This is a genomic window from Amycolatopsis panacis (assembly GCF_003600245.1).
Lineage (GTDB): Bacteria > Actinomycetota > Actinomycetes > Mycobacteriales > Pseudonocardiaceae > Amycolatopsis > Amycolatopsis sulphurea.
In genome coordinates, this window is the sequence record NZ_QZFV01000064.1 from 1 (window position 1) to 20,288 (window position 20,288).

The window sequence follows — 20,288 nt, forward strand, 5'->3', positions numbered from 1 at the left end:
GGACTCTGAGTCTGTGAAGGGTCCCTTCACAGACCCGAAACCGGTCCGGCGCACGCCACGAGGTGGTCGCACACACACCTCCGCATCGCCCACTGCCGGGTCCCCGACCAACTTTGCCGACACCCTGGCCCCAGAGTCCGTGAAGGGCACCTTCACAGCCGAGCCGCGGCCCTAGAGCAGCCGCGTCCGGTGCGCTCGGGCGACGGCCAGCCGCGGGTCCGTACGGCTCAGGGCGGCGCACAGCGCGTCGAGCACCTCGAGATCGTCTGCGCCGCAAGAGGTTTCCCAGAACGACCAGAGCGTGTCCGGGTCGGCGCTGTTCAATGCCAGCTGACGGACCTGCACGGTGAGCGATTCGCGCTCCTGCAGGATCGCGGGTGCCTCCGAATCGGCCAGCAGCGGGCCGTGGAAGCTGCGGGTGGCGGCGTGGGCGTTCGCCTGCCGTATCGCGGTCTGTACGCGCAGGAAGTCGGCGTCGATGTCGGCGGCCAGCCGGTACGGGCGGGTTTGCACGACGCCGGTGCCCAGCTGCGTACGCAGGCGATGGATCTCCGCGCGCACGGTGACCGGGTTGCCGGCCTCGCCGTAGAGCTGCAGGGCCAGCTGCTCGGCCGAGAGTCCACGCGGGTGCAGGGCGAGCAAGGTGAGCAATTCCGCGTGGCGCAAGGTGAACGGGATGTCCCGGCTGTCCACAGTGGTCGATCCGGCGCCGTCGGTGAGGTATTCGAGGGTGAGCTTGCGCCGTGGCGCCGAACCCGCCGTGGCCACCCGCAGCAGGTATCCCTCGTCCAGCGGGTCGACGGTGGCGATCCGGCCGTCCGGCAGGGTCACCGTGCCGCCGCCCCGTCGAACCTCCACTGTGGACGGAAGCAGGCAGGACTCGGTGGCCAGCACCCGCCCGCCCGCCGACAGTAGCGCGCCGGGGCGGCCGCGCAGTGCGGTCAGATGCCGCATGTTGGCCCGGCGCGTCTTCTCGTCGCGCACCGCCAGCTGCGCCCGCAGCCTGCCCTCGGCCAGCTGCGCGGTGGCCGTGACCAGCGCGAGCATGGCCGGGTGGACGGTGCGCAACGGGCCGCTGACGTCGATCGAGCCGACCAGCGCCCCGGTGTCCGGATCGCGCACCGGGGCGGCTGCGCAGGTCCAGGTGTGATAGCGGCGCACGAGGTGCTCGGCGGAGTAGATCTGGACCGGGCAGCCGGTGGCCAGTGAGGTGCCCATCGCGTTCGTGCCGATGGCTTCTTCACTCCATCGGGTGCCCTCGGTGAGCGTGACGCGGTCCGCGCTCAGCAGTACCCCGGTCGCCCCCTCGCGCCACAGGATCAGGCCGTCCGCGTCGGTCACGATCATCATGTGCTCGGCGTCGTCGGCGATGCTCACCAGCGTTTCGCGCAGCACTGGGAGCACCGCCGCCAGCGGATGCTCGGCACGCAGGTCGTTCAGCTCGGCCTGCTCGACGATCAGCGGGGCCTCGCCCTCGTCCGGATCCACTTGCGCGGCAAGCGAACGCTGCCAGGACTCCGAGATCACCGAACGGGGCGAACGCGGGGTGGGCAGGCCGGTCAGCACCGCGTCGTGGACGCGTTCGAGCAGCCGCGCGTACGACTCCGGATCGCGCAGCAGGTCGGACTCGGGCGGTTCCAGCACTCGTCCCAGCGTAGAGACCCAGTTCACAGTTCTGCAACGTCCGTGCAACCTTGCCCGGCCTACGGTCGCCGCGATCGGCACCAAACCAGCAACGAGGCAGGGGACGATGGCCGTTTACGCCGCACCGAACACCGAAGGCTCCGTGGTCGGCTACGAGAGCCGCTACGACCATTACATCGGCGGCGAGTACGTCGCCCCCGCGGGCGGGCAGTACTTCGAGAACCCGACGCCGGTGACCGGCAAGACTTTCACCGAGATCGCCCGCGGTACCTCGGCCGACATCGAGAAGGCGCTCGATGCGGCGGAAGGGGCGGCGCCGGCCTGGGGCCGCACCTCTATCGAGGAGCGCTCCGGCATTCTGCTCAAGATCGCCGGCCGGATGGAGCAGCACCTGGAAAAGATCGCGGTCGCCGAGGCATGGGAGAACGGCAAGCCGGTCCGGGAGACCCTTGCCGCGGACATCCCGCTCGCGATCGATCATTTCCGCTACTTCGCCGGCGCGCTACGGGCCCAGGAGGGCGGGATCTCGCAGATCGACGAGAACACCGTCGCCTACCACTTCCACGAGCCGCTCGGTGTGGTCGGGCAGATCATCCCGTGGAACTTCCCGCTGCTGATGGCCGTGTGGAAGCTGGCTCCGGCACTGGCCGCGGGCAACGCGATCGTGCTCAAGCCCGCCGAGCAGACCCCGGCCTCCATCCACCTGCTGATGTCGCTCATCGGCGACCTCATCCCGCCGGGCGTGGTGAACATCGTCAACGGTTTCGGTGTCGAAGCGGGCAAGCCGCTGGCCTCCAGCAACCGGGTGCGCAAGGTCGCGTTCACCGGGGAGACCACCACCGGGCGGCTGATTCTGCAGTACGCCAGCGAGAACATCATCCCGGTGACCGTGGAACTCGGCGGCAAGAGCCCGAACATCTTCTTCGACGACGTCGCCGCGCACAACGACGCGTTCTACGACAAGGCGCAGGAGGGCTTCGCGCTCTTCGCGCTGAACCAGGGCGAGGTCTGCACCTGCCCGTCGCGCGCGCTGATTCAAGCGGGCATCTACGACCAGTTCCTCGGAGACGGCGTCGAGCGCGTGAAGCGGATCAAGCAGGGCAACCCGCTCGACACCGAGACCCAGGTCGGTGCGCAGGCCTCCAACGACCAGCTGGAGAAGATCCTGTCCTACATCGACATCGGCAAGCAGGAGGGCGCGAAGGTGCTCACCGGCGGCGCGCAGGCCGACCTCGGCGGCGACCTGTCCGGTGGCTACTACGTGCAGCCGACGGTGTTCGAGGGCGACAACAAGATGCGCATCTTCCAGGAGGAGATCTTCGGCCCGGTGGTGTCCGTGGCGAAGTTCGACGACTACGCGGACGCGCTCAAGATCGCCAACGACACGCTGTACGGCCTCGGTGCGGGTGTCTGGTCGCGGGACGGCAACACCGCCTACCGCGCCGGCCGCGACATCCAAGCTGGGCGCGTGTGGGTGAACAACTACCACGCTTACCCCGCGCACGCGGCCTTCGGCGGCTACAAGGCCTCCGGGATCGGCCGGGAGAACCACAAGATGATGCTGGACCACTACCAGCAGACGAAGAACATGCTGGTCTCCTACTCCGATCAGGCGCTGGGCTTCTTCTGATGGGTGAGCGGGTCGACCTGACGCCGGCCGCCGCGGACCTGCTGCGGCGGCTGGTACCCGCGCACGGGCCGGTGATGTTCCACCAGTCCGGCGGATGCTGCGACGGCAGCGCCCCGATGTGTTACCCGATAGGCGAATTCAAGGTCGGCGTACGCGATGTGCACCTCGGTGACCTGCTCGTGGACGGGATCGAGGACGTGCCGGTGTGGATGTCCGGCCCGCAGTTCGAGTACTGGAAGCACACCCATCTCACCATCGACGTGGTGCCGGGCCGGGGCAGCGGATTCTCCCTGGAGGCCCCGGAAGGGGTGCGCTTCCTGATCCGCTCCCGGCTGCTGACCGACGAGGAATCGGCGAGGCTGAACGGCTGACCTTCGGGCCGCTCACCGGCTTCGTAGTTGCCGGTGAGCGGCAGGACGGCCGTGTTGGTTTCGCGGCATGGTGTCACTGGAGAGCGTCTACATCGGACGGCCGGCGCTGCTCGGCCACCGGCGCGGTCTGCCGGTGCTGAGCGCGATCGGCAAGGCCAGGGTCGAGCAGCCGGAGCTGGCCCTGTCCGAGCTGAACCTGGACGGGGACGAGCAGGCCGACCCGACCGTGCACGGCGATGTCGACAAAGCGGTTTACGCCTACCCGGCCGAGCACTACCGGGACTGGCGGGCCGACGGGTACGAAGTCGCGCTCGGCGACTTCGGCGAGAACCTGTCGTTGTCCGGTGTGGCAGAGGACGAGGTGCGGATCGGGGACGTGTGGGCCTGGGGCGAGGCGCGGGTGCAGGTCTCGCAGCCGCGAAGCCCGTGCTTCAAGCTGGCCATGCGCACCGGGCGCAAGGATGTCGTCCCGGCGATGATCGACACCGGCCGGTGCGGCTGGTACCTGCGGGTACTCGAACCCGGCACGGTGCCCACCTCCGGCCCGGTCGGGTGGTCGAGCGCCGCGGCGGGCCGACGGTCGCCGAGGTGGCGCTGGTCACGCACGTGAACTACGCGGAGCGGGTCAGGCCCGCGCTGGAGCTGGCCGAGCGGATCCTCTCCACACCCGCGCTGGCCGAATCCTATGCCGGCGGCCGTTGTCCACAGTGGACCGCTGGCGGGCGCGTCTCGCGGGCTTACTCGGGGAATCAGGGCCAGACGATCTGGGCGGAGCGGTAGAAGCCGATGCCTTGCTGTTGCCAGCGCGGGGCCTGCTTCGCCAGCCTGGCCCGGTAGTCGTCCCAGTTTCGGGCGGTCTGCGGGGACCAGCCGATCTCAGCGATTCCCGGCAGCCGGGGAAATGCCATGTATTCCAGGTTGTCGCTGTTTTTGAGGGTTTCGGTCCACAGTGGAGCTTCGACCCCGGCCACCGACTGTTCGCCGATGCCGGGCACCAGGTTCGCCGGGTCCCATTCGTAGGCGTCGCGTACCTCGACCAGTCCGGCCCAGGACTGGCCGAGCGGCGTCGAAGCGTTGTACTTCATGTCCAGGTACGCGTGATTGGCCGGGGACATCAGGATCTTGTTGCCCCGCGCTGCAGCGGCTGCCAGATCGGCGTTTTCGCCGCCCTGGCCCCAGTATTGCGGCACCGCCGAGGCGGGCGGCCCGGTCTTGGCGATCTCGTGCCAGCCGGTGATCTGCTTGCCGTACTTGGCGACCAGCGGGCTGACCTTCGCGTAGAAGGCGCGGTAGTCCCCGTCCGAAGTGGAGTGTGCCTCGTCGCCGCCGATGTTCAGGAACTTGCCGGGAGTGAGCGCGGCGAGTTCGCGGATCACGTCTTCGGCGAACCGGTAGGTCGCCGGCGAGTTGATGCACAGCGAGCTGTAGCCCACCTGGGTGTCCGTGCGCGGCGGCACTGCGACGCCGTTGCAGTTGAGTTCCGCGTAGGTGGCCTGCGCTGCGTTCGTGTGCCCGGGCATGTCGATCTCGGGTACGACGGTGATGTGCCGGGATGCCGCGTACGCAACGAGTTCGCGGTACTCGTCCTGGGTGTAGTAGCCGCCGGGGTCGCCGCCCACCGCGGTCTTGCCACCCTCGGTGGCCAGCCGCGGCCAGCTCTTGATCTCGATCCGCCAGCCCTGGTCGTCAGACAGGTGCAGGTGGAGGGTGTTGATCTTGTACTGGGCGATCTGGTCGATGTACCGCTTGACTTGTTCGGGCTTGAAAAAGTGCCGGGCGACGTCGAGCATCGCGCCGCGGTAGCCGAAGCGCGGGTAGTCGAGCACGGTCCCGCCGGAGACTGTCCAAGTCTGCTGCTGCACCGTCTGCGCCTCGATCGCCGACGGCAACAGCTGACGCAGCGACTGGACGCCCTCGAACAGCCCGGTCGCGGTAGTCGCCTGGAGCCGGACGCCGGACTTCGTGACCGCCAGCTGATACCCCTCGCCACCAACGCGTGGATCGGCATTCCCCAGCTCAAGCGAGATCGCGGGAGCTTGTGTGCCTGCCGATACGACGGGGAGTTCGTATCCGGTCGCAGGCTTCAGCAGCCCACGCAGATACGTGGCGACCTCCCCGGCGCCCGGCGCGGCTTCGAGCACGGTGTCCGCGGTGATTTCGAAGCTCGCCCCCGGATCGGCCTTCGCCGCCACTGGTGCCGGTACGAGGTCGGTGACCTGCCGTTCCGGCCCGGTCGGTACAGCCGACGCTGCCGAAGGCACGCCGAGCGCCGCCAATCCCACCACCGCCACTCCGAGCACGATCGTTGTCCACGACTTCCGCACAGCGCACCTCCGAGGGTCCCTTAAGAGGTATAGACCACCGGTGGGTTCCGGGGCAACCGCCGGTGCTCAGGGCCGCAGCACGGCGCGCCAAGGCCACGAGTTCCTCCCGCAATTGCTCCTCGGCCACGTCCACGCCCGCCTTCAGCACCACGAACCCGCGCGGTACCTGGCCCTTGAGCTGATCGGCCACGCCGATCACCGCGCATTCCGCCACTGCCGGATGCCCGCCGGCGCCGCTTCCGTCGACCCGGTGGACAGCCGATGCCCGGCCACGTTGATCACGTCGTCGGTGCGGCCCATGACGAACAGGTAGCCGTCTTCGTCGAAGTAGCCGGAGTCGCCGGTGAGGTAGTAGCCCGGATACCGCGACAGATACGCCTCGCGGTAACGCTCGTCGTCGCCCCACAACGTGGGTAGCGAACCGGGCGGCAGCGGCAGCTTCAGCGAGATCGCACCCTCCTGACCTGCGAAGACCCTCGAATCCTCTGGTTCGGCCAGCGCTCGAAACGCCCGTCGGGTTCGGGGACTTGCTGCTGCTCCGCCCCTACCTGCGAGTGTCGAACGGTGGGAAGAAACGGCATCTGCACGAGGATGCCGACGGGAATTTGGTCCCCGTGTTCACCGTCGAGAACTCCCGAGCAGCAGCTGGACGAGCTGCGCAGAAGACAGAGGTACGCGGAGCGGGCGCGGGCGGAGCTTCCTTCGCTTGGCGGCGCTGGTACAGGCGGTCGCCGAGCGTCCCAGGCGCGTAGCCCGAACCCTGCTGTCCGCCCGCGTCGGCCTGCTGCTGCGCGAGTTGCGTTTGCTTCTTCAGCTCATTGAGCTGCGCTTTGCCACGCGCTGTTTCTTCGAGGAACCGCGGACCAGGCCGCCGGTGCTCAGCATCAGCGTCTTCGGGATAAACCCCATCCCGCCGCGCTCCTTCTGCCGGGTTTCCTGCACGTCGGGTCGTTCTCCGCACGCTGAGTGTTACACGCTGTTCTGTCGGTCTCGGGCAGCGTGCTCGGGCCGGGCGCCAGATCGGCTAGGGAGTGGCGGAGGGTGTGCCGCGTTGTTTGGCGGCGGGGAACAGATGGCAGCCGAGTTGTAGTCGCAGGCTGGTGTTGAGGGCGGTGCCGAAGGAGATTTCTCCTTCGTCGGTCTCATTGTGGAAGACCGCGTCGTGCGATCCGGGCGCGTCGTGCAGCCGTTGGGGTCGTGGGGTGAATCCGTAGCGTTGCGCGATGGTGCCGATGACGGCGAGGGCTCTCTCGTAGTCGGCGTCGGGCAGGTTCCCGGCTACGGCGTGGTCTGGCAGGCTTTCGCGTTCGCCGTCGTTGCTGACGCCGGGAAACCGCGCACCGCACCCGGCCCGAGAGCCGGTGTAGTCGTCACTGGTAGTCCAGGGGGACAGTTTGGGGACGGCGGCGGTGAGGGCGTTGCGAAGTTCGGCGTCGAGGTGCTGGTACTGCTGGCGGGCCTGGTCGGTGTCGGGCAGCCGCATCAAGGCGGCCCAGGCTTCTGCCGGGTCTCGGTCCACGTTGTCTCCTGGAAAGGGCGATTTGGCATCGCTGCATGCGGTCAGGACTGCTACGAGCAGCGCCGTGGCCAGCGCTGCCGCGGGTCGACGGCTGCCGGTTCGCCGGGTCATCGGGGGCCATCGGCGAGGACGGTGCCCTTGTACTGGGCGAGGTCGGGGTGTCCGGTGGTGATCGCGGCCATGTTGTGGATGCTGGTCGATCCGGCATCGAGGTAGCCGGAGTGGTCCTTGGTGGCGTTGAGCTGCCCTGCTTCGGTGACGCTCGCGTCGGTGGACATCTGGTGATAGTGGCTCGCGTCCGGGCTGAAGTAGGGGCTGGGGCCGAGTGCGCCAGTGTTGCCGTAGCTGGGGACGAGGGTGTCCCCGGCGTTGTGTTCGGAGTAAAGGCGGCCTTCGGGGATTTTGAGGTGCTCTGCGCCTTGGCCCGGGGAGCCGAACAGCATCGCGTCCTGGACCGGGGTGTCGTGGCCGAGGGCGTACCCAGTGGTCGTGGACCCGTAACTGTGGCCGAGCGCGGTCAAGTGCAGCGGCGTGCCGGACGCGTCGTGCCCGGCGCCGATCCCGTTGTAGAACTTGGCGAGGCTGTCCCCTCCGGCTTGCGCTGCGGGCGGCGCGAGGACCGACTGGCCCGGGTCTCCGATCCCGTCCCACTGCGGAGCCTGGTACCCGATCCAGGTCACCGCCGCCGTCGGCCCACCACCATGCCGACGCTCGATGTCGTGAGCGTTGTTCCTCAGGTCGTCCATGTTTCTGTCGTACTGGGCGAGGTCGCCGTTCACAGTCGTGGTGAACCCAGGAGTGAACACCGCTACATTGCGGGCGGTGTCAATGTTGCCGACCGCGATAGCCGCTTCAACCCGGGGATGCGTGGTGTCCAGGAACAGCAATTGCCGGTTCCCCTTGCCCATCGTGGTCTGGACGGCGTCGAGTGCGGCGATCTTGCCGTTCACCTCCTGCAAGCGGGTCAGGGCCGCCCCCATCACGCCCCCGGACGGGTCGTACACCGCCTTCGCAGCGTCCACCATCCTCTGCGCCCCCGCCTGTTCCTGCGCCAGCCGCGCTCGTTCGCCCGGCAGCCGGGCCGTGTTCGCCTGGGATCGCACCGCACCGGGGAGTCCGTCGCGGTTGCCGAGCCAGTCCGGATGGTCGCGCAGCAGGATGCCCTGCCCGGCGGGCGAGAGGGTGGCCCACCAGGCGGCGTTCTGTGCTGCCGTCGCGTTCGGCGGCGGCTCGGGCAACGTCAGTCCGGGGTTCGCGATCTCGGCCGCTGCCGCCGCGGCGGCGACGGTGGCGTCGTTGCCGGAGCCGAATTCGCCCTGTCCGGCACGGCGCAGCACTGTGGCGAGGTCGACGTCGATGTCCTCTGCTGTCCGCAGGGCCTGGGCGAGGTCGTCCGCGACTTGCTGGCGTGCTCGCGCGCGGTCCTCGGGATGCATCTCCGGAGAGGGTTCCCGGCCGGCAAAGGCGTCGATGATGCCGCCCGCGTCGTCGACTGAGTAGCCGTATTTGCGGGCGAGTTCTTCGGCTGCATGGATGGCGTTCTGCACCGGCGGGATGGCGTCGGAGGCTTGCATCAGGGCCTTGTGCACGACGTTGGCGTTGGCCGCGAGTTTCTCGAGACGGAACATCAGCAGCCGGTGCGCTGACAGCGCGTCGTCGGCCGCGCCACCGGTCCAGCCCTCGATCGGCATGGTTTTGCCGTAGTCGTCTCCGGAGTGGATCAGGGTCTGCTCGCGCTGCTGCGCGGTGGTCGCAGCCTCGTTCAGCGTCGCCGGGTTCCACCGTTTCACGTCGCTGATCGACACCATCAGCGCGGTCCGTGCATCGAGTGCGGATCCGGCAGCGCTGCGCGCGCGTTGCCGTCCGCGGCGGTGTAGGTGCTCGCTGCCGTGTCCAAGGCCGCCGCGTGCTGGCCGGCATCGCTGCACCACGAGTCGAGCGTCGCCTTCCAATCGGCTGCGAACGTGGACGATTCTCCGGCAGCCGTCGACCCTGGCAATGCCCCCGCCACCGCCTTGACCGGCGTGCCGCAGTCCGCGCTGCGCAGCGCCTCCATCGCGGCGCTCGCGCTGCGGCCTGCCGCTCTCAGGGCGTCCGGCACTGTCGTGAACCCCATGGGTCCCCCTTCTGTGGTCAACCGATCACAGTACGGGAGGAAAAAGGCAGGGTTCAACGAAGCTCACCCCGAACGGGGGTGTTCAGCCGGGGAGACTCGGATGTCTACCTAGCGACGGCTGAATAGTTCTACTACCGGACATGGCTCGCCGAGTCCTACGCATGGGCGGGAGAACTGGACGCGGCACGCGGCGTCATCGAGAAGGCACGGACGACGGTGCCCGACGTGAACTCAACCCGGCTCGCCCGTCGCGGAGACGAGATCGAGCGCCTTGTCAGCCAGCCTTCATGACGTTGCCAGTCTTTTCGTATAATCACCCAGCCGGTTTCTTGTCGTACGGCACGGTTGTCGCACCCACCAACAGCGGCGCATACACGATGTAGGAGTGCCGACGACCCAGCCGACGTCGGAGGCGGTCCATCAGACGTCGTCGGCGCGGATGTCGTAGATCGCGCCCATCGACCAGGCCAGCGCGACCGCGTGGCCGTCCGCGTCGCGCACCACGCCCTACACGATCACGCGGTCGCCACGGACGACCCCGAGCGAGGCGAGCGCACCGGCGAAGGTCGCCACTTCGTCGCGCAGCTCCCGATAGGAGTAGCGGCGCTGCTGACCGGTGACCGGCGAGTCCCAGATCAGCGCGGCCTGCTCACCGCGGCCACCGTCGGCGTGCCGGTCCGGCGCGTTGTACGCGGTGTTCAGCTCGCTATCGGGAAACCACCGGTGGAACGGAGCACGCGAGGAATCCAGCGCACGGGTGGGCGGCTTCGTCCAGTCGATCGTCCTCGCTGCTTCGAGCCAGAACTGCTCCGGGTCGTCCAGACTGCGCCGGTAGGTTTCCGCGTACGCGCCCACGAGGTCTCCTTCGACGTCGATGACCAGGATTCGTCCCTATCATCGCGCCGGGACCGGCGCTGTGCAGGTCAGTCCGGCCACAGCTTGGTGACCTGCTCGGAGATGCGGACGGTGAGCCCGGCCAGCTCCGCGGTGCCGTTCAGCAGCTTTTGCACCTTCTCCCAGCGGCTGACCGGCACCGCCGGGTCCACCTCGGAGCCGGCCGCGTCCGCCAGCTCTTCGAGGTTGTCCTCGATGACTTCCCGTTTGGCGACTTCGCTTTCGCGGACGAGCACGAGCAGTTCGGCCACCAGCCGGCGAAGTTCGGCCGCGGTTTCGGTTTCCCCGGTGTTTCCGGTCCCGCCGCTCACATTGCCGTGCACCACTCCGCCGAAGATCATCGGGCCGTTGCTGTCCCCGGAGATGTGCACGTGGTTGCCTGGTTCGGTCACGGTTTCCCTCCCGTGGCAGACGTGCCGGTGACGTCGCCGTGCACGGTGCCGCCGAACAGCAGCGGCGCGTTGTTGCTCCCGTTGATGGTCACCTTGTTGCTGGTCATCATGGTGATCTGCTGCTCGAAGGCGACGCTGGAAAGCCCGTGCGCACGCAGGATTTCCACGATCGCGGGCACCAGCCTGCTCTCCAGCAGCTTGGTGTACCGCTGGGCGTCCACCGCCTGGAAGTAGTCGCGTGGCTCCGGCATCGCGGCGAGTTCACGCAGCGTCTGCGCTGTGCCGTACCGGTCCGCGTTGAGCTGGTAGCCGCCGTACGGCAGCGGGGAGAGCATCCGGCAGGCGTTCACCAGCCGGCCGAATGCGGTGCCGGGCAGCATCAGCCAGCGCAGCACCCCTTCGCCGAGCGGACGTGGACCGCCCCGCACCATCTTGTCCACGTTCCGGTACCGCTGGGCGATTGGTGCCAGCACGCACGGCGTCCACTCCAGGTAGAGCGCGTTCCGGTCGATCGCGGCATGCAGGAACGCAGAGACGACCAGCTCCCGGTCCCAGGTCTCCAGCTCCATGCTCAGGTAGTAGCGCGACCATTCCCGGGGCTGTTCGAAGATCCGGTTCGCCTCGGCCGCTGGCAGGTGGGTCTCCGGCGGCAGCTCCAGCCGCCGGAGATAGGCCGGCGCCTCGGGGAGGTGCAGATGGTCGAGCAGTTCCTCGGCGGGCACGAAGACGGCGCCCTCGATTCGCAGGTCGCGCAGCCGCTGGTCCGGTGACAGCGTCCCGGTTTCGCACAGGTCCTTCATTTTGCCCGCGACGCACTCGTAAAGCCGCGCCACCGTCAGTGGTTCGTCGGTCGTCGCAGTTCCGCTCGGCTCCAGCGGGATCGCCATCGACCACGGAGTGGTGCTCTCTCCGGCACCCACGAAGGGATTCCGCCCGCGGAAGACGGTCACCGGCACCCAGGCGGCGTCGGGTGCGGACGACTGCCTGCCGAGCCGGTGTCGCGCCAGCTGCTGCCGGAAACGTTGCGGGGCGAGCGAAAGCGACATCCGGTCCGTGGGCGGCGGGCCGATCTGGCCGGGAAAGCGCGCCCGCCGGCCGAAGTAGCCCGTGGTGACCCGCCAGACCACCATCCGGTCCGCGATCAGGATGACGAGCATGAGCACGCTGCACAGCAGCGCGATCAGCCAGGCGACGGTGAACAGGGAGCCGTCCGAGCCGTAGTCGTCACCGTACTCGTATCTGTAGCTGCGGTGGCTCTCGAACAAGCCGCCCAGCGTGGGGCCGAAGCTGAAGGTCGCGAGACTGAACAGTCCGGCCACCGCCGTCACCAGTAGCAGCGCGCAGATCTTCGCCAGGCCGAGCAGCCGATGCATCCGGTTGCCGTCGCGGTCCCGCAGCCAGGTCCGCACCGCATACCCGGTCGCGGCCGCGGCGATCCAGCCCGCGGCCTGCCCGGTCACCGAGCCGAAGACGAGGAAGACCAGGCCGAGCAGGATCAGCGCGCCGTCCCGATACTTGCGCCGGGTGCGAGCGGCGAGTGCCTCGGTGAGCACGGTGGCGGTGTCCACGCCCTGCGAAGGCGGGATCTGCCGGGTCGGCTCGACCAGGAATTCCCGCACCGCGTTCTCCGCGAACACGCGGTCCAGGTGCGCGCCGGCGGCCAGATACCGGGTGCTGTCGTCGAGTGCCGGTGGAACGGGCTGAGTCACTCCGTTGGCTCCGAACAGGATCGAGGGGCGAGCGGGGCCGCCGAACCTAGCATGATCGAGATCGCCTCCGGGGAGGATGTCATGCAATGCGCGTGACCTGCGGATATTGCCGTCCTGCCCCGGCAACCCCGCCGAACCCCGATGCGTCCTAAGCTTGACCGGGTGATTCGGGCCGCACGGCGGCACCCGGAGCGGTACCGAGAACGAGGGGACACCAGTAGTGACGGGTTTGGCGAGCGCGCTGCTCTCGCTTGCGCACGCCTTGTTCGGGCCGGGCTTCTGCCCCGGTGACTGGGTGTGGGCGACGACTACGGCGGGTGCGCTCGTCGCGCTCATCCCGGCGCTGGGTGCGCTGATCGTCGCGTTGGTCCGCAAGGGCACCGGCAATCGCTACGACGCCACCACACTCAGCGTGTTCGGCTTGATTGGTGTCGTCAGTGTGCTGGTGCTGCCGTGGCTGCTGTCCTCCGGCGTCTCCCAGCTGTTCCAGGGTGCGGTGAGGGGTGCGATAACCTGGCTTTCGGCGTCCGAGACGCAGACGCTGAACCAGGAATTCTGCACGTTCGTCGGGGTGCAGAAGACCTACCTCGGCGGCGGCCCGAACGTTTTCGAGACGCTGCTCTACCCCCAGGGCCTCAAGCTCTCCTACGCGCTGTACCTGCTGGCCTTGACGGTGCTGCCGGCGGGCTCGCTGCTGTTCGTCATGCTCCAGGCGCGGACCGCGTTCCGCCGCGGCCCGAAGTGGCCCGCGCGGTTCTTCTGGATCCCGTTCGTGGTGCTGGTGCTGGCGAGTGTCGGGATGACGGCCAACGTCGCGGTGCACTTCTGGCTCGGGTTCCTGCCCTTCAGCGTGCTCGGGCTGATTCCGGTCGCGATGGTCGGGCCACCGCCCTGGTCGGTGATCAACCGGCCGCAGCCGCGCCGGGAGGAGCCGCCCCCGCGCCGGGAGCCGCCGCCGGTGAGCAAGCCCTACCCGGCCACCTCGCTCTCTGCTCCACCGGAGCCGCCGGGGCAGCTCGCCGCCATGCCGGGGCCGGTCCCGCCGCCACCCGGGTCCCGCGGAGCCGGTGGCAGCCGCTACCGGCGTACCCGGCGGCTCGGTCAAGGTGGCTTCGGCACGGTCTGGCAAGCCGTCGACACTCAGCTGAACCGAACGGTCGCGCTGAAGATCGCGCACGCGCCCGACCACGACACGGCGGAGCGTATGCAGCGCGAGGCGCGGGCGCTGGCCGTGGTGAACCACCCGAACTGCGTGCGGGTCTACGACCTCGTCGAGGAGCCGGACGGGCTCGCACTGGTCATGGAGTACCTGGAGGGCCGCCCGCTCGCCGACGTGGTCGACGGGCAGGGCCCGATCGACGACGTGGCCGCCGGGCGGTTGTGGGCCACTATGGCCGGTGCGCTCGCCGCCGCGCACGAGAAGGGCGTGCTGCACCGCGACCTCAAGCCGTCCAACGTGATCCTCGATCCGGCCGGCATGGCGCACCTGATCGACTTCGGTATCGCGCGTAGTCAGGGCGACGCGAAGATGACCGCCACCGGCATGATGATCGGCACCCCGGATTTCGTGGCGCCGGAGCAGGCGATGGGCGCCCCGGCGAGCCCGGCGTCGGACGCCTGGCAGCTCGCCGCCACGGTCAGCTACGCGCTCTCCGGGCAGCCGCCGCGCGGTACCCGCGAGACGCCGATGGCCGCACTGATGGCCGCCGCCCGCGCCGATCCGGTGTCGCACCTGCCGCGCCGGTCCGCGCACGCCCGCATCCTCGCCGCTTCGCTCGACCCGGAGCCACGCCGCCGTCCGACGCTCAACGCCGTGCGCCGTGAGGTGGAAGGCTGGCTCAGCCGGGCCGGAAAGTCGACCGACGGCCCCGTCACCCAGATCGTCCCGCGCCACACACCCCGCTGAGCCCCGCTCGACCGCGAATGCTGTGAAGGGACCCTTCACGGACGCTGAGTCCGTGAAGGGACCCTTCACAGCCTTGGTCCGGGGTGGGTAGCGAGCGAACTGGCATGTTCCCGACGTTAGGTGGCCGCGGTGGTGACCGGAAGTCGATAGGCTGCCACTTTATGTTCGATTACGGTCACGCCGGGGCGATGCTGATCGGCGAGCTTCCGCTGCCCGCCGGCGCCTGGTTCCCGTGGCACGAGCATCCGGTGCACCAGCTCATCTGGTCCGCGCGCGGGGTCGCCGCGGTGACCGTGCAAGACGCGCACTGGGTGCTGCCGCCGACCCGCGCGCTGTGGCTGCCCGCCGGCGTGTGGCACCGCACCGGCACGATCGGGCAGGCCGAGCTGCGCGGCATCTACGCCGATCCGGACCGGTGCCCGGTCGGCTGGCCCGAGCCGCGGCTGGTGACCGTGCGCCCGCTGCTTCGGGAGCTGCTGGAGTACCTGTCCACCGGCGAGCTGGGCGCCCAACCACGCGAGCGGGCCGAGGCCGTGGCCTTCGACCTGTTGGAACCACTCGAAGTCACCACGATCACGGTGCCGATGCCGGTCGATCCGCGGGCCCGGGACGTCGCGGCCGAGGTGCTCGCCGACCCTGCGGACCACCGCGGGCTGGCCGAACTGGGCCGGGTCGTCGGGGCAGGCGAGCGGACGCTGGCGCGAGCGTTCGTGCGGGACTGCCGGATGACCTTCGGGACCTGGCGGACCCAGGTCCGGTTGCGTGCCGCGCTGCCGCTGCTGGCCGCCGGACTGCCGATGGCCACGGTCGCGCACCGGGTGGGCTACGCGACCGCGAGCGCGTTCGTGGCCGCGTTCCACCGGGCGGTCGGTGTGCCGCCCGGTGCCTACTTCAGTGCCACGGTCAGCGCCAAGAAGGCAGCCACATCTCCGCCTGCCAATGGCCGTCGGTGATCGGGATACCGTTGAGGATCGGCCACAGCCAGGCGAAGTTGGCCACCACCAGCCCGGTGTAGAGGGCGACCACGAGCAGACCGGTGCCCCGGCGTTCGAACCCGCGTCTGGCACTGCCGAGGATCTGCCCGAGCACCAGCACCAGCCCGAGCACCAGGAACGGGGCGAGCGGAGTGGCGTAGAAGAAGTACATCTGCCGGTCGATGTTGGTGAACCAGGGCAGGTAGCCCGCGAAGTACCCGGCCAGCACCGCGGCGTAACGCCAGTCGGCGCGGAAGATCGAGCGCCACAGCCCCCAGCCGAGCACCGGCCCGGCCAGCCACCACATCGCGGGCGTGCCGATCAGCATGGTCGCGCCGATGCAGCGGGACTCACCGCAGCCGGTTACCGAGCCGTCGTAGTAGTAGAGCATCGGGCGCAGGCCCATCGGCCAGGTCCACGGCTTGGACTCCCAGGGATGCGGATTGTTCTTGGGTGTCAGCAGGGTTTCGTGGAAATGCAGGACGTTGGCGGTGTAGTCGCCGAGCGAGCGCAGCGCGGGCGGGAGCCAGCCGAACATCCCGGAGGCGACGTTCTTGATCTCGGTGTAGTGCCGGTCGGTGGCCGTTTCGCTGGCGAACCAGGCCCAATACGAGGCCAGGTACATCAGCAGCGGCACCACCACGATCGCCCACAGCGCGGGCAGCACGTCGCGCCGGATGGTGCCCAGCCATGGCCGCTGCACCCCGGCCGCGCGCCGGGCCGCCACGTCGAAGAACACGGTGAGCAGGCCGTACCCGGCGATGTAGTAGAGCGCGGACCACTTGACCCCGAAGGTCAGCCCGATCATCAGCCCGGTGCCGAACCGCCACCAGCGGAAGCCGAGCTTCGGGCCCCACTGCGATTCGTCGATCCAGCCCCCGCGCACCGCCACCGCGAGCCGTTGCCGTACCTGGTCGCGGTCGGCGAGCACACAGGCGAACGCGGCGAGCACGAACAGCGCGATGAAGATGTCCAGCATGCCCATGCGGGATTGCAGGTGCAGCACGCCGTCGCAGATCACCAGCACGCCGGCGATCCCGCCGAGCAGCGTCGAACGGGTCAGCCGCCGGGCGATCCGCACGGTCAGCGCCACGATGATCGTGCCCGCGACCGCGGCCATGATCCGCCAGCCCCACGCGTTGTGGCCGAACAGCCATTCGCCGAACGCGATGAAGTCCTTCGCCAGCGGCGGGTGGACGATCAGCTCGTACCCGGCGTTGTCCTCGTACCCGCCGTTGCGCAGCATCTGCGCGGCCTGCGGTACGTAGTGCTTCTCGTCGAAGACCGGCGTGCCCTTGTCCGTGGCCAGCCCGAGGTTCTGCAGCCGGACGACCGCGCCGATCGCGGTGAGCACGAGGGTGACGATCCAGCCGCGGAGCCGGTCGGTGGGCATCCCGCGGCCGAGCAGGGCGGCCTCGCGGTCGGTCGGCGGCTGCAGCGTGCCGACCGATCCCGACCGCGCGCTTTCGTCGTCGGCACGGGTCAGCAGTGCGGTCACGGGGCCCGATACTACGTGCCGAAGCGCGCCCGGACCCTGCCGGGCGGTTCGCGGCCGCCGGGACAACCGCCCGTCCTGACCGTCCGCTGAAGACGGGGGACCACTGCCCCGTTGATCCATTCGGGTCAACCTTTCGGGTGACACTGGTCACCGGACAATGAATGGTGCCCGGTTCCGGATCGGAGAATTCTGCGCCAGCGCAGGGATTTTGCCCGTTCTTACGAACTTTTTGGTACTTTTTCCGTATCCGGTGACGTTGTAGGTTCCTGATCGTCCGAATCAGCCGTCCGAAGCTGGAGCTATCCGCGAAATCATCTATACGGCGAATTATCCAGGCTTGCTCGGTTATTGCGGAGGAAATGAATTAATGGCGCCCACGGTCCTGCACGTGGTCAGCGCGCGTCCCAATTTCGTCAAGGTAGCCCCGATTCACCGGGCCATTGCCCGGCGGGGGCGGCTGCGGCAACTGGTCGTCCACACTGGACAGCACTACGACGCGGACATGAGTGACGTGTTCTTCCGCGAGCTGGGCCTGCCCGCGCCCGACGTCCGCCTGCGCGTGGGTACCGGTAGTCACGCGGAGCAGACCGGACAGGTCGTGCTCGGTCTGGCGGAGACGCTGCGTACCCACCGTCCTTCGCTCGTGTCTGTGGTGGGTGACACCAACGGGGCGCTGTCGGCCGCGTTGTCCGCTGCCAAGTCCGGAATTCCGGTCGCCCACGTGGAAGCCGGGCTGCGCAGCTACGACCGGGCGATGCCCGAGGAGCTCAACCGGGTGCTCATCGATCACCTCGCGGAGGTTCTGCTCATCCCCTCCGAAGACGCGTTCGGCAATCTGCGGCGCGAAGGGATCGGCGAGGACCGGGTGCACCACGTGGGGAATGTCATGATCGACACGCTCCTGCGGTTCGCGGCGCGGGCGAAACGGCTGCCGGTACCGGCCGGGCTGGTGCCCGGCGGGTATGCCCTGTGCACCCTGCACCGTCCATCCAATGTGGACAACGAAGAGCGGTTGCTTGCGCTGCTCGGCGCGATCATCGACCTGTCCGCGCGGATTCCGGTGGTTTTCCCCAGCCACCCGCGTACCAGGGCGATGCTGGACAGGCCACGGCTCAAGGCCGCACGGGAACGCGCACCGCGGTTGCTGCTGGTGCCGCCGGCCGGCTATCTGGAATTCCTCGCCCTGACCATGCGGGCCCGCCTCGTGCTGACCGATTCCGGGGGTCTGCAGGAGGAGACCACGGCGCTGGGTGTCCCGTGCATGACCCTGCGGGAGAACACCGAGCGCCCGATCACTGTCGAGCAGGGGACCAACACCCTGGTCGGCACGGACCCCGCGGCGATCAGGGCGGCCGCGTTCGCGGTACTGGACGGGGGCGGCAAGCCCGGGCGGGTGCCCGAGCGCTGGGACGGCCGGACGGCCGACCGCATCGCAGAGGTCTACGAACGCGTGCTCGCGGTGCCGGAGTCCGGCGTGGTGCGCCTCTGATGGGGGTGCACGCCGAGGTGGTCCCGCTGGACTGGGCGAGCGAGTTCTTCGCCATGCGTTGTGCCCGCCTGGTCTTTTCCGCGAAAGCCGGTCCGCTGACACTGCCCGCGTTGCGGCGGTTCGACGTCGTGGAGGCGAAGATCGGCGCCGATCGGCCGGGGACCGCCGCCGCGCTGGAAGCGCTGGGTTTCCGGGACGTCGAGGGCGCGGTGGATTTCGTGCTGCCGGTTCCGGGGAAAACCGGCAGTGACCACGTGCCCGCCGGGGCGGCCGACATTCCCCGGCTGCGGGAGATCGTCCCCGGAGTGTTCCGGACCAGTCGCTTCCGCCCGCCCTGGTACACCGAGGCGCAGCGCGACGATTTCTACCGGCAATGGCTGGAAAACGCCGTGCACGGCAGCTACGACGACGAATGCCTGCTGGTGCGCGAGGACGGGGACATCGCGGGGTACGTGACGGTACGCCGAACTGGCGAAGATTCGGCGCGGGTGGGCCTGCTGGCAGCGGCGCCGGGGTGGACCGGGCGCGGTATCGGCGGGCGACTGGTGGCCGCTGCCCAGCACTGGTGTGCGGCGCGTGGCGTGCGCAGGCTCACCATCGTCACCCAACCGGGCAACCTGGCCGCAATCCGTTGCTATCAGGCACACGGCGGTGTCGTGTCCGCGAAGGCCCGGTGGATGTATCGATGATCCCGTTCAACAGCCCGCCGGTCGTCGGAACCGAAATGGACTATGTGCGCAGGGTCGTGCGCAGTGGAGGGCTCTCAGGCGGTGGCAGCGTCACTGCCGCGTGCGAGTCGTGGCTGGAGCGCGAGCTTTCCGCTCGCCGGGCATTCCTCACCCCGTCGTGCACAGCGGCGCTGGAGATGACTGCCCTCCTGCTGGGGATCGGACCGGGCGACGAGGTCATCATGCCCAGCTATACCTTCGTTTCCACGGCCAACGCCTTCGTGCTGCGTGGCGCGAGGATCGTTTTCGTCGATGTCCGGCCGGACACGATGAACCTCGACGAGCGGAAGATCGAGGCGGCGATCACCGAGCGCACCCGCGTGATCGTGCCGGTGCACTACGCGGGGGTGGCCTGTGACATGGACACGATCATGGCCATTGCGCGGAAGCACCGGCTTTGGGTGGTCGAGGACGCGGCACAGGCCATGCTCGCGACCCATCGCGACCGGGCGCTGGGCACCATCGGCCATTTCGGTTGTTTCAGCTTCCACGAAACGAAGGGCTACACGGCGGGTGGCGAAGGCGGCGCGTTGCTGGTCAACGACGCGGAATTCGTGGCGCGTACGGAAATCCTGCGGGAGAAGGGCACCAACCGCCTCGAGTTCTGGCGTGGGGACGTGGACAAGTACACCTGGCGGGATCTCGGTTCCAGCTACCTCATGTCCGAGCTGCAGGCCGCGTACCTGCTGGCCCAGCTGGAATCCGCGCACCGTATCGACCGCAGACGCGGTGAGCTTTGGGACGGCTACGCCGCCGCGTTCGGGCACCTGGCGGCCAACGGCACCGTGCAGGTCCAGCGGATTCCCCCCGGGGTACGGCACAACGCACACATGTTCTACCTGAAACTGCGGGACGCCGGCCATCGCGACGACTTCATCGACGCCATGAAAGGCCGCGGTGTCCTGACTGTCTTCCATTACGTCCCGCTGCACAGCAGCCCGGCGGGCCTGCGGTTCGGCCGTTTCCACGGCGAAGACGTCTGCACCACGACGGAAAGTGAACGGCTGGTCCGGCTGCCGCTGTTCTACAACCTGACCGACGAGCAGCACCGCGCCGTGATCGACGCCGTGCTCGGCTACTTTGGCTGACCCTGC

18 protein-coding genes and 2 pseudogenes are annotated in these 20,288 nt (G+C 68.8%); 9 read left to right on the forward strand and 11 right to left on the reverse strand.

Features of this window, described 5'->3' with window-relative positions; genetic code table 11:
• Nucleotides 1-171: 171 nt before the first annotated feature.
• Complete coding sequence (locus D5S19_RS06505; RefSeq protein WP_233573749.1) at nucleotides 172-1,644, reverse strand: helix-turn-helix domain-containing protein; 1,473 nt, start codon at nucleotides 1,642-1,644, stop codon at nucleotides 172-174.
• Nucleotides 1,645-1,750: 106 nt separating this feature from the next.
• Between D5S19_RS06505 and exaC the strand changes: the two genes are divergently transcribed.
• From exaC to D5S19_RS34055, 4 genes are all read left to right on the forward strand, one after another.
• Nucleotides 1,751-3,274, forward strand: a complete 1,524-nt coding sequence (gene exaC, locus D5S19_RS06510) for an acetaldehyde dehydrogenase ExaC (RefSeq protein ID WP_120022417.1) — start codon at nucleotides 1,751-1,753, stop codon at nucleotides 3,272-3,274.
• A complete protein-coding gene (locus tag D5S19_RS06515; RefSeq protein WP_120022418.1) occupies nucleotides 3,274-3,645 on the forward strand; it encodes a DUF779 domain-containing protein in 372 nt (123 codons plus the stop codon). The genes exaC and D5S19_RS06515 overlap by 1 nt, the downstream gene beginning before the upstream one ends.
• A gap of 67 nt (nucleotides 3,646-3,712) precedes the next feature.
• Nucleotides 3,713-4,255 carry an MOSC domain-containing protein gene (locus tag D5S19_RS06520; RefSeq protein ID WP_407641722.1) on the forward strand — a complete coding sequence of 181 codons (543 nt, stop codon included), beginning with the start codon at nucleotides 3,713-3,715 and terminating at the stop codon, nucleotides 4,253-4,255.
• On the forward strand, nucleotides 4,234-4,425 hold the full coding sequence (locus tag D5S19_RS34055) for a hypothetical protein (RefSeq protein ID WP_407641723.1): 192 nt from the start codon (nucleotides 4,234-4,236) through the stop codon (nucleotides 4,423-4,425). Before D5S19_RS06520 ends, D5S19_RS34055 begins: the two co-directional genes overlap by 22 nt.
• Here D5S19_RS34055 and D5S19_RS06525 read toward each other — a convergent pair.
• From D5S19_RS06525 to D5S19_RS06570, 9 genes and pseudogenes are all read right to left on the reverse strand, one after another.
• The gene (locus tag D5S19_RS06525; protein WP_120022419.1) at nucleotides 4,395-5,969 is read right to left on the reverse strand and encodes a beta-N-acetylhexosaminidase; all 1,575 of its coding nucleotides are present in this window, start codon (nucleotides 5,967-5,969) and stop codon (nucleotides 4,395-4,397) included. The genes D5S19_RS34055 and D5S19_RS06525 overlap by 31 nt on opposite strands.
• 79 nt (nucleotides 5,970-6,048) lie before the next feature.
• Nucleotides 6,049-6,437: pseudogene (locus D5S19_RS06530) on the reverse strand (AMP-binding enzyme); the annotation flags it as partial.
• Between the two features lie 342 nt (nucleotides 6,438-6,779).
• Complete coding sequence (locus tag D5S19_RS33525; RefSeq protein ID WP_267901073.1) at nucleotides 6,780-6,911, reverse strand: hypothetical protein; 132 nt, start codon at nucleotides 6,909-6,911, stop codon at nucleotides 6,780-6,782.
• Between the two features lie 82 nt (nucleotides 6,912-6,993).
• Entirely contained in the window at nucleotides 6,994-7,488 is a 495-nt protein-coding gene (locus D5S19_RS06540) for an LppA family lipoprotein (protein ID WP_233573750.1), read from the reverse strand.
• Between the two features lie 107 nt (nucleotides 7,489-7,595).
• The gene (locus D5S19_RS06545) at nucleotides 7,596-9,296 is read right to left on the reverse strand and encodes an alpha/beta hydrolase (RefSeq protein WP_120022421.1); all 1,701 of its coding nucleotides are present in this window, start codon (nucleotides 9,294-9,296) and stop codon (nucleotides 7,596-7,598) included.
• Nucleotides 9,296-9,604, reverse strand: a complete 309-nt coding sequence (locus tag D5S19_RS06550; RefSeq protein ID WP_120022422.1) for a hypothetical protein — start codon at nucleotides 9,602-9,604, stop codon at nucleotides 9,296-9,298. Before D5S19_RS06550 ends, D5S19_RS06545 begins: the two co-directional genes overlap by 1 nt.
• Nucleotides 9,605-9,920: 316 nt before the next feature.
• Nucleotides 9,921-10,459, reverse strand: a pseudogene (locus D5S19_RS06560) (acetyl-coenzyme A synthetase N-terminal domain-containing protein); the annotation flags it as partial.
• A gap of 68 nt (nucleotides 10,460-10,527) precedes the next feature.
• Nucleotides 10,528-10,890 carry a hypothetical protein gene (locus D5S19_RS06565; RefSeq protein ID WP_120022423.1) on the reverse strand — a complete coding sequence of 121 codons (363 nt, stop codon included), beginning with the start codon at nucleotides 10,888-10,890 and terminating at the stop codon, nucleotides 10,528-10,530.
• On the reverse strand, nucleotides 10,887-12,599 hold the full coding sequence (locus tag D5S19_RS06570) for a hypothetical protein (protein WP_120022424.1): 1,713 nt from the start codon (nucleotides 12,597-12,599) through the stop codon (nucleotides 10,887-10,889). The genes D5S19_RS06565 and D5S19_RS06570 overlap by 4 nt, the downstream gene beginning before the upstream one ends.
• 220 nt (nucleotides 12,600-12,819) lie before the next feature.
• Between D5S19_RS06570 and D5S19_RS06575 the strand changes: the two genes are divergently transcribed.
• Both D5S19_RS06575 and D5S19_RS06580 read left to right on the forward strand, forming a co-directional pair.
• Nucleotides 12,820-14,505, forward strand: a complete 1,686-nt coding sequence (locus tag D5S19_RS06575; protein WP_120022425.1) for a serine/threonine-protein kinase — start codon at nucleotides 12,820-12,822, stop codon at nucleotides 14,503-14,505.
• A gap of 188 nt (nucleotides 14,506-14,693) precedes the next feature.
• On the forward strand, nucleotides 14,694-15,458 hold the full coding sequence (locus D5S19_RS06580; protein WP_120022495.1) for an AraC family transcriptional regulator: 765 nt from the start codon (nucleotides 14,694-14,696) through the stop codon (nucleotides 15,456-15,458).
• Here the strand turns inward: D5S19_RS06580 and D5S19_RS06585 are convergent.
• Nucleotides 15,409-16,977, reverse strand: coding sequence for a dolichyl-phosphate-mannose--protein mannosyltransferase (locus D5S19_RS06585; protein WP_120022426.1), 1,569 nt, complete (start codon nucleotides 16,975-16,977; stop codon nucleotides 15,409-15,411). The genes D5S19_RS06580 and D5S19_RS06585 overlap by 50 nt on opposite strands.
• A gap of 367 nt (nucleotides 16,978-17,344) precedes the next feature.
• On the opposite strand from D5S19_RS06585, the gene wecB reads away from it, so the two are divergent.
• The 3 genes from wecB to rffA are packed head-to-tail and all read left to right on the forward strand — an operon-like array spanning nucleotide 17,345 to nucleotide 20,282.
• Nucleotides 17,345-18,466 (forward strand): non-hydrolyzing UDP-N-acetylglucosamine 2-epimerase, encoded by a 1,122-nt coding sequence (wecB, locus tag D5S19_RS06590; protein WP_120022427.1) that lies wholly within the window; start codon nucleotides 17,345-17,347, stop codon nucleotides 18,464-18,466.
• A complete protein-coding gene (rffC, locus tag D5S19_RS06595) occupies nucleotides 18,466-19,155 on the forward strand; it encodes a dTDP-4-amino-4,6-dideoxy-D-galactose acyltransferase (protein ID WP_120022428.1) in 690 nt (229 codons plus the stop codon). The genes wecB and rffC overlap by 1 nt, the downstream gene beginning before the upstream one ends.
• Nucleotides 19,152-20,282 (forward strand): dTDP-4-amino-4,6-dideoxygalactose transaminase, encoded by a 1,131-nt coding sequence (gene rffA / locus D5S19_RS06600; RefSeq protein WP_120022429.1) that lies wholly within the window; start codon nucleotides 19,152-19,154, stop codon nucleotides 20,280-20,282. The genes rffC and rffA overlap by 4 nt, the downstream gene beginning before the upstream one ends.
• The last annotated feature ends 6 nt before the right edge of the window (nucleotides 20,283-20,288 follow it).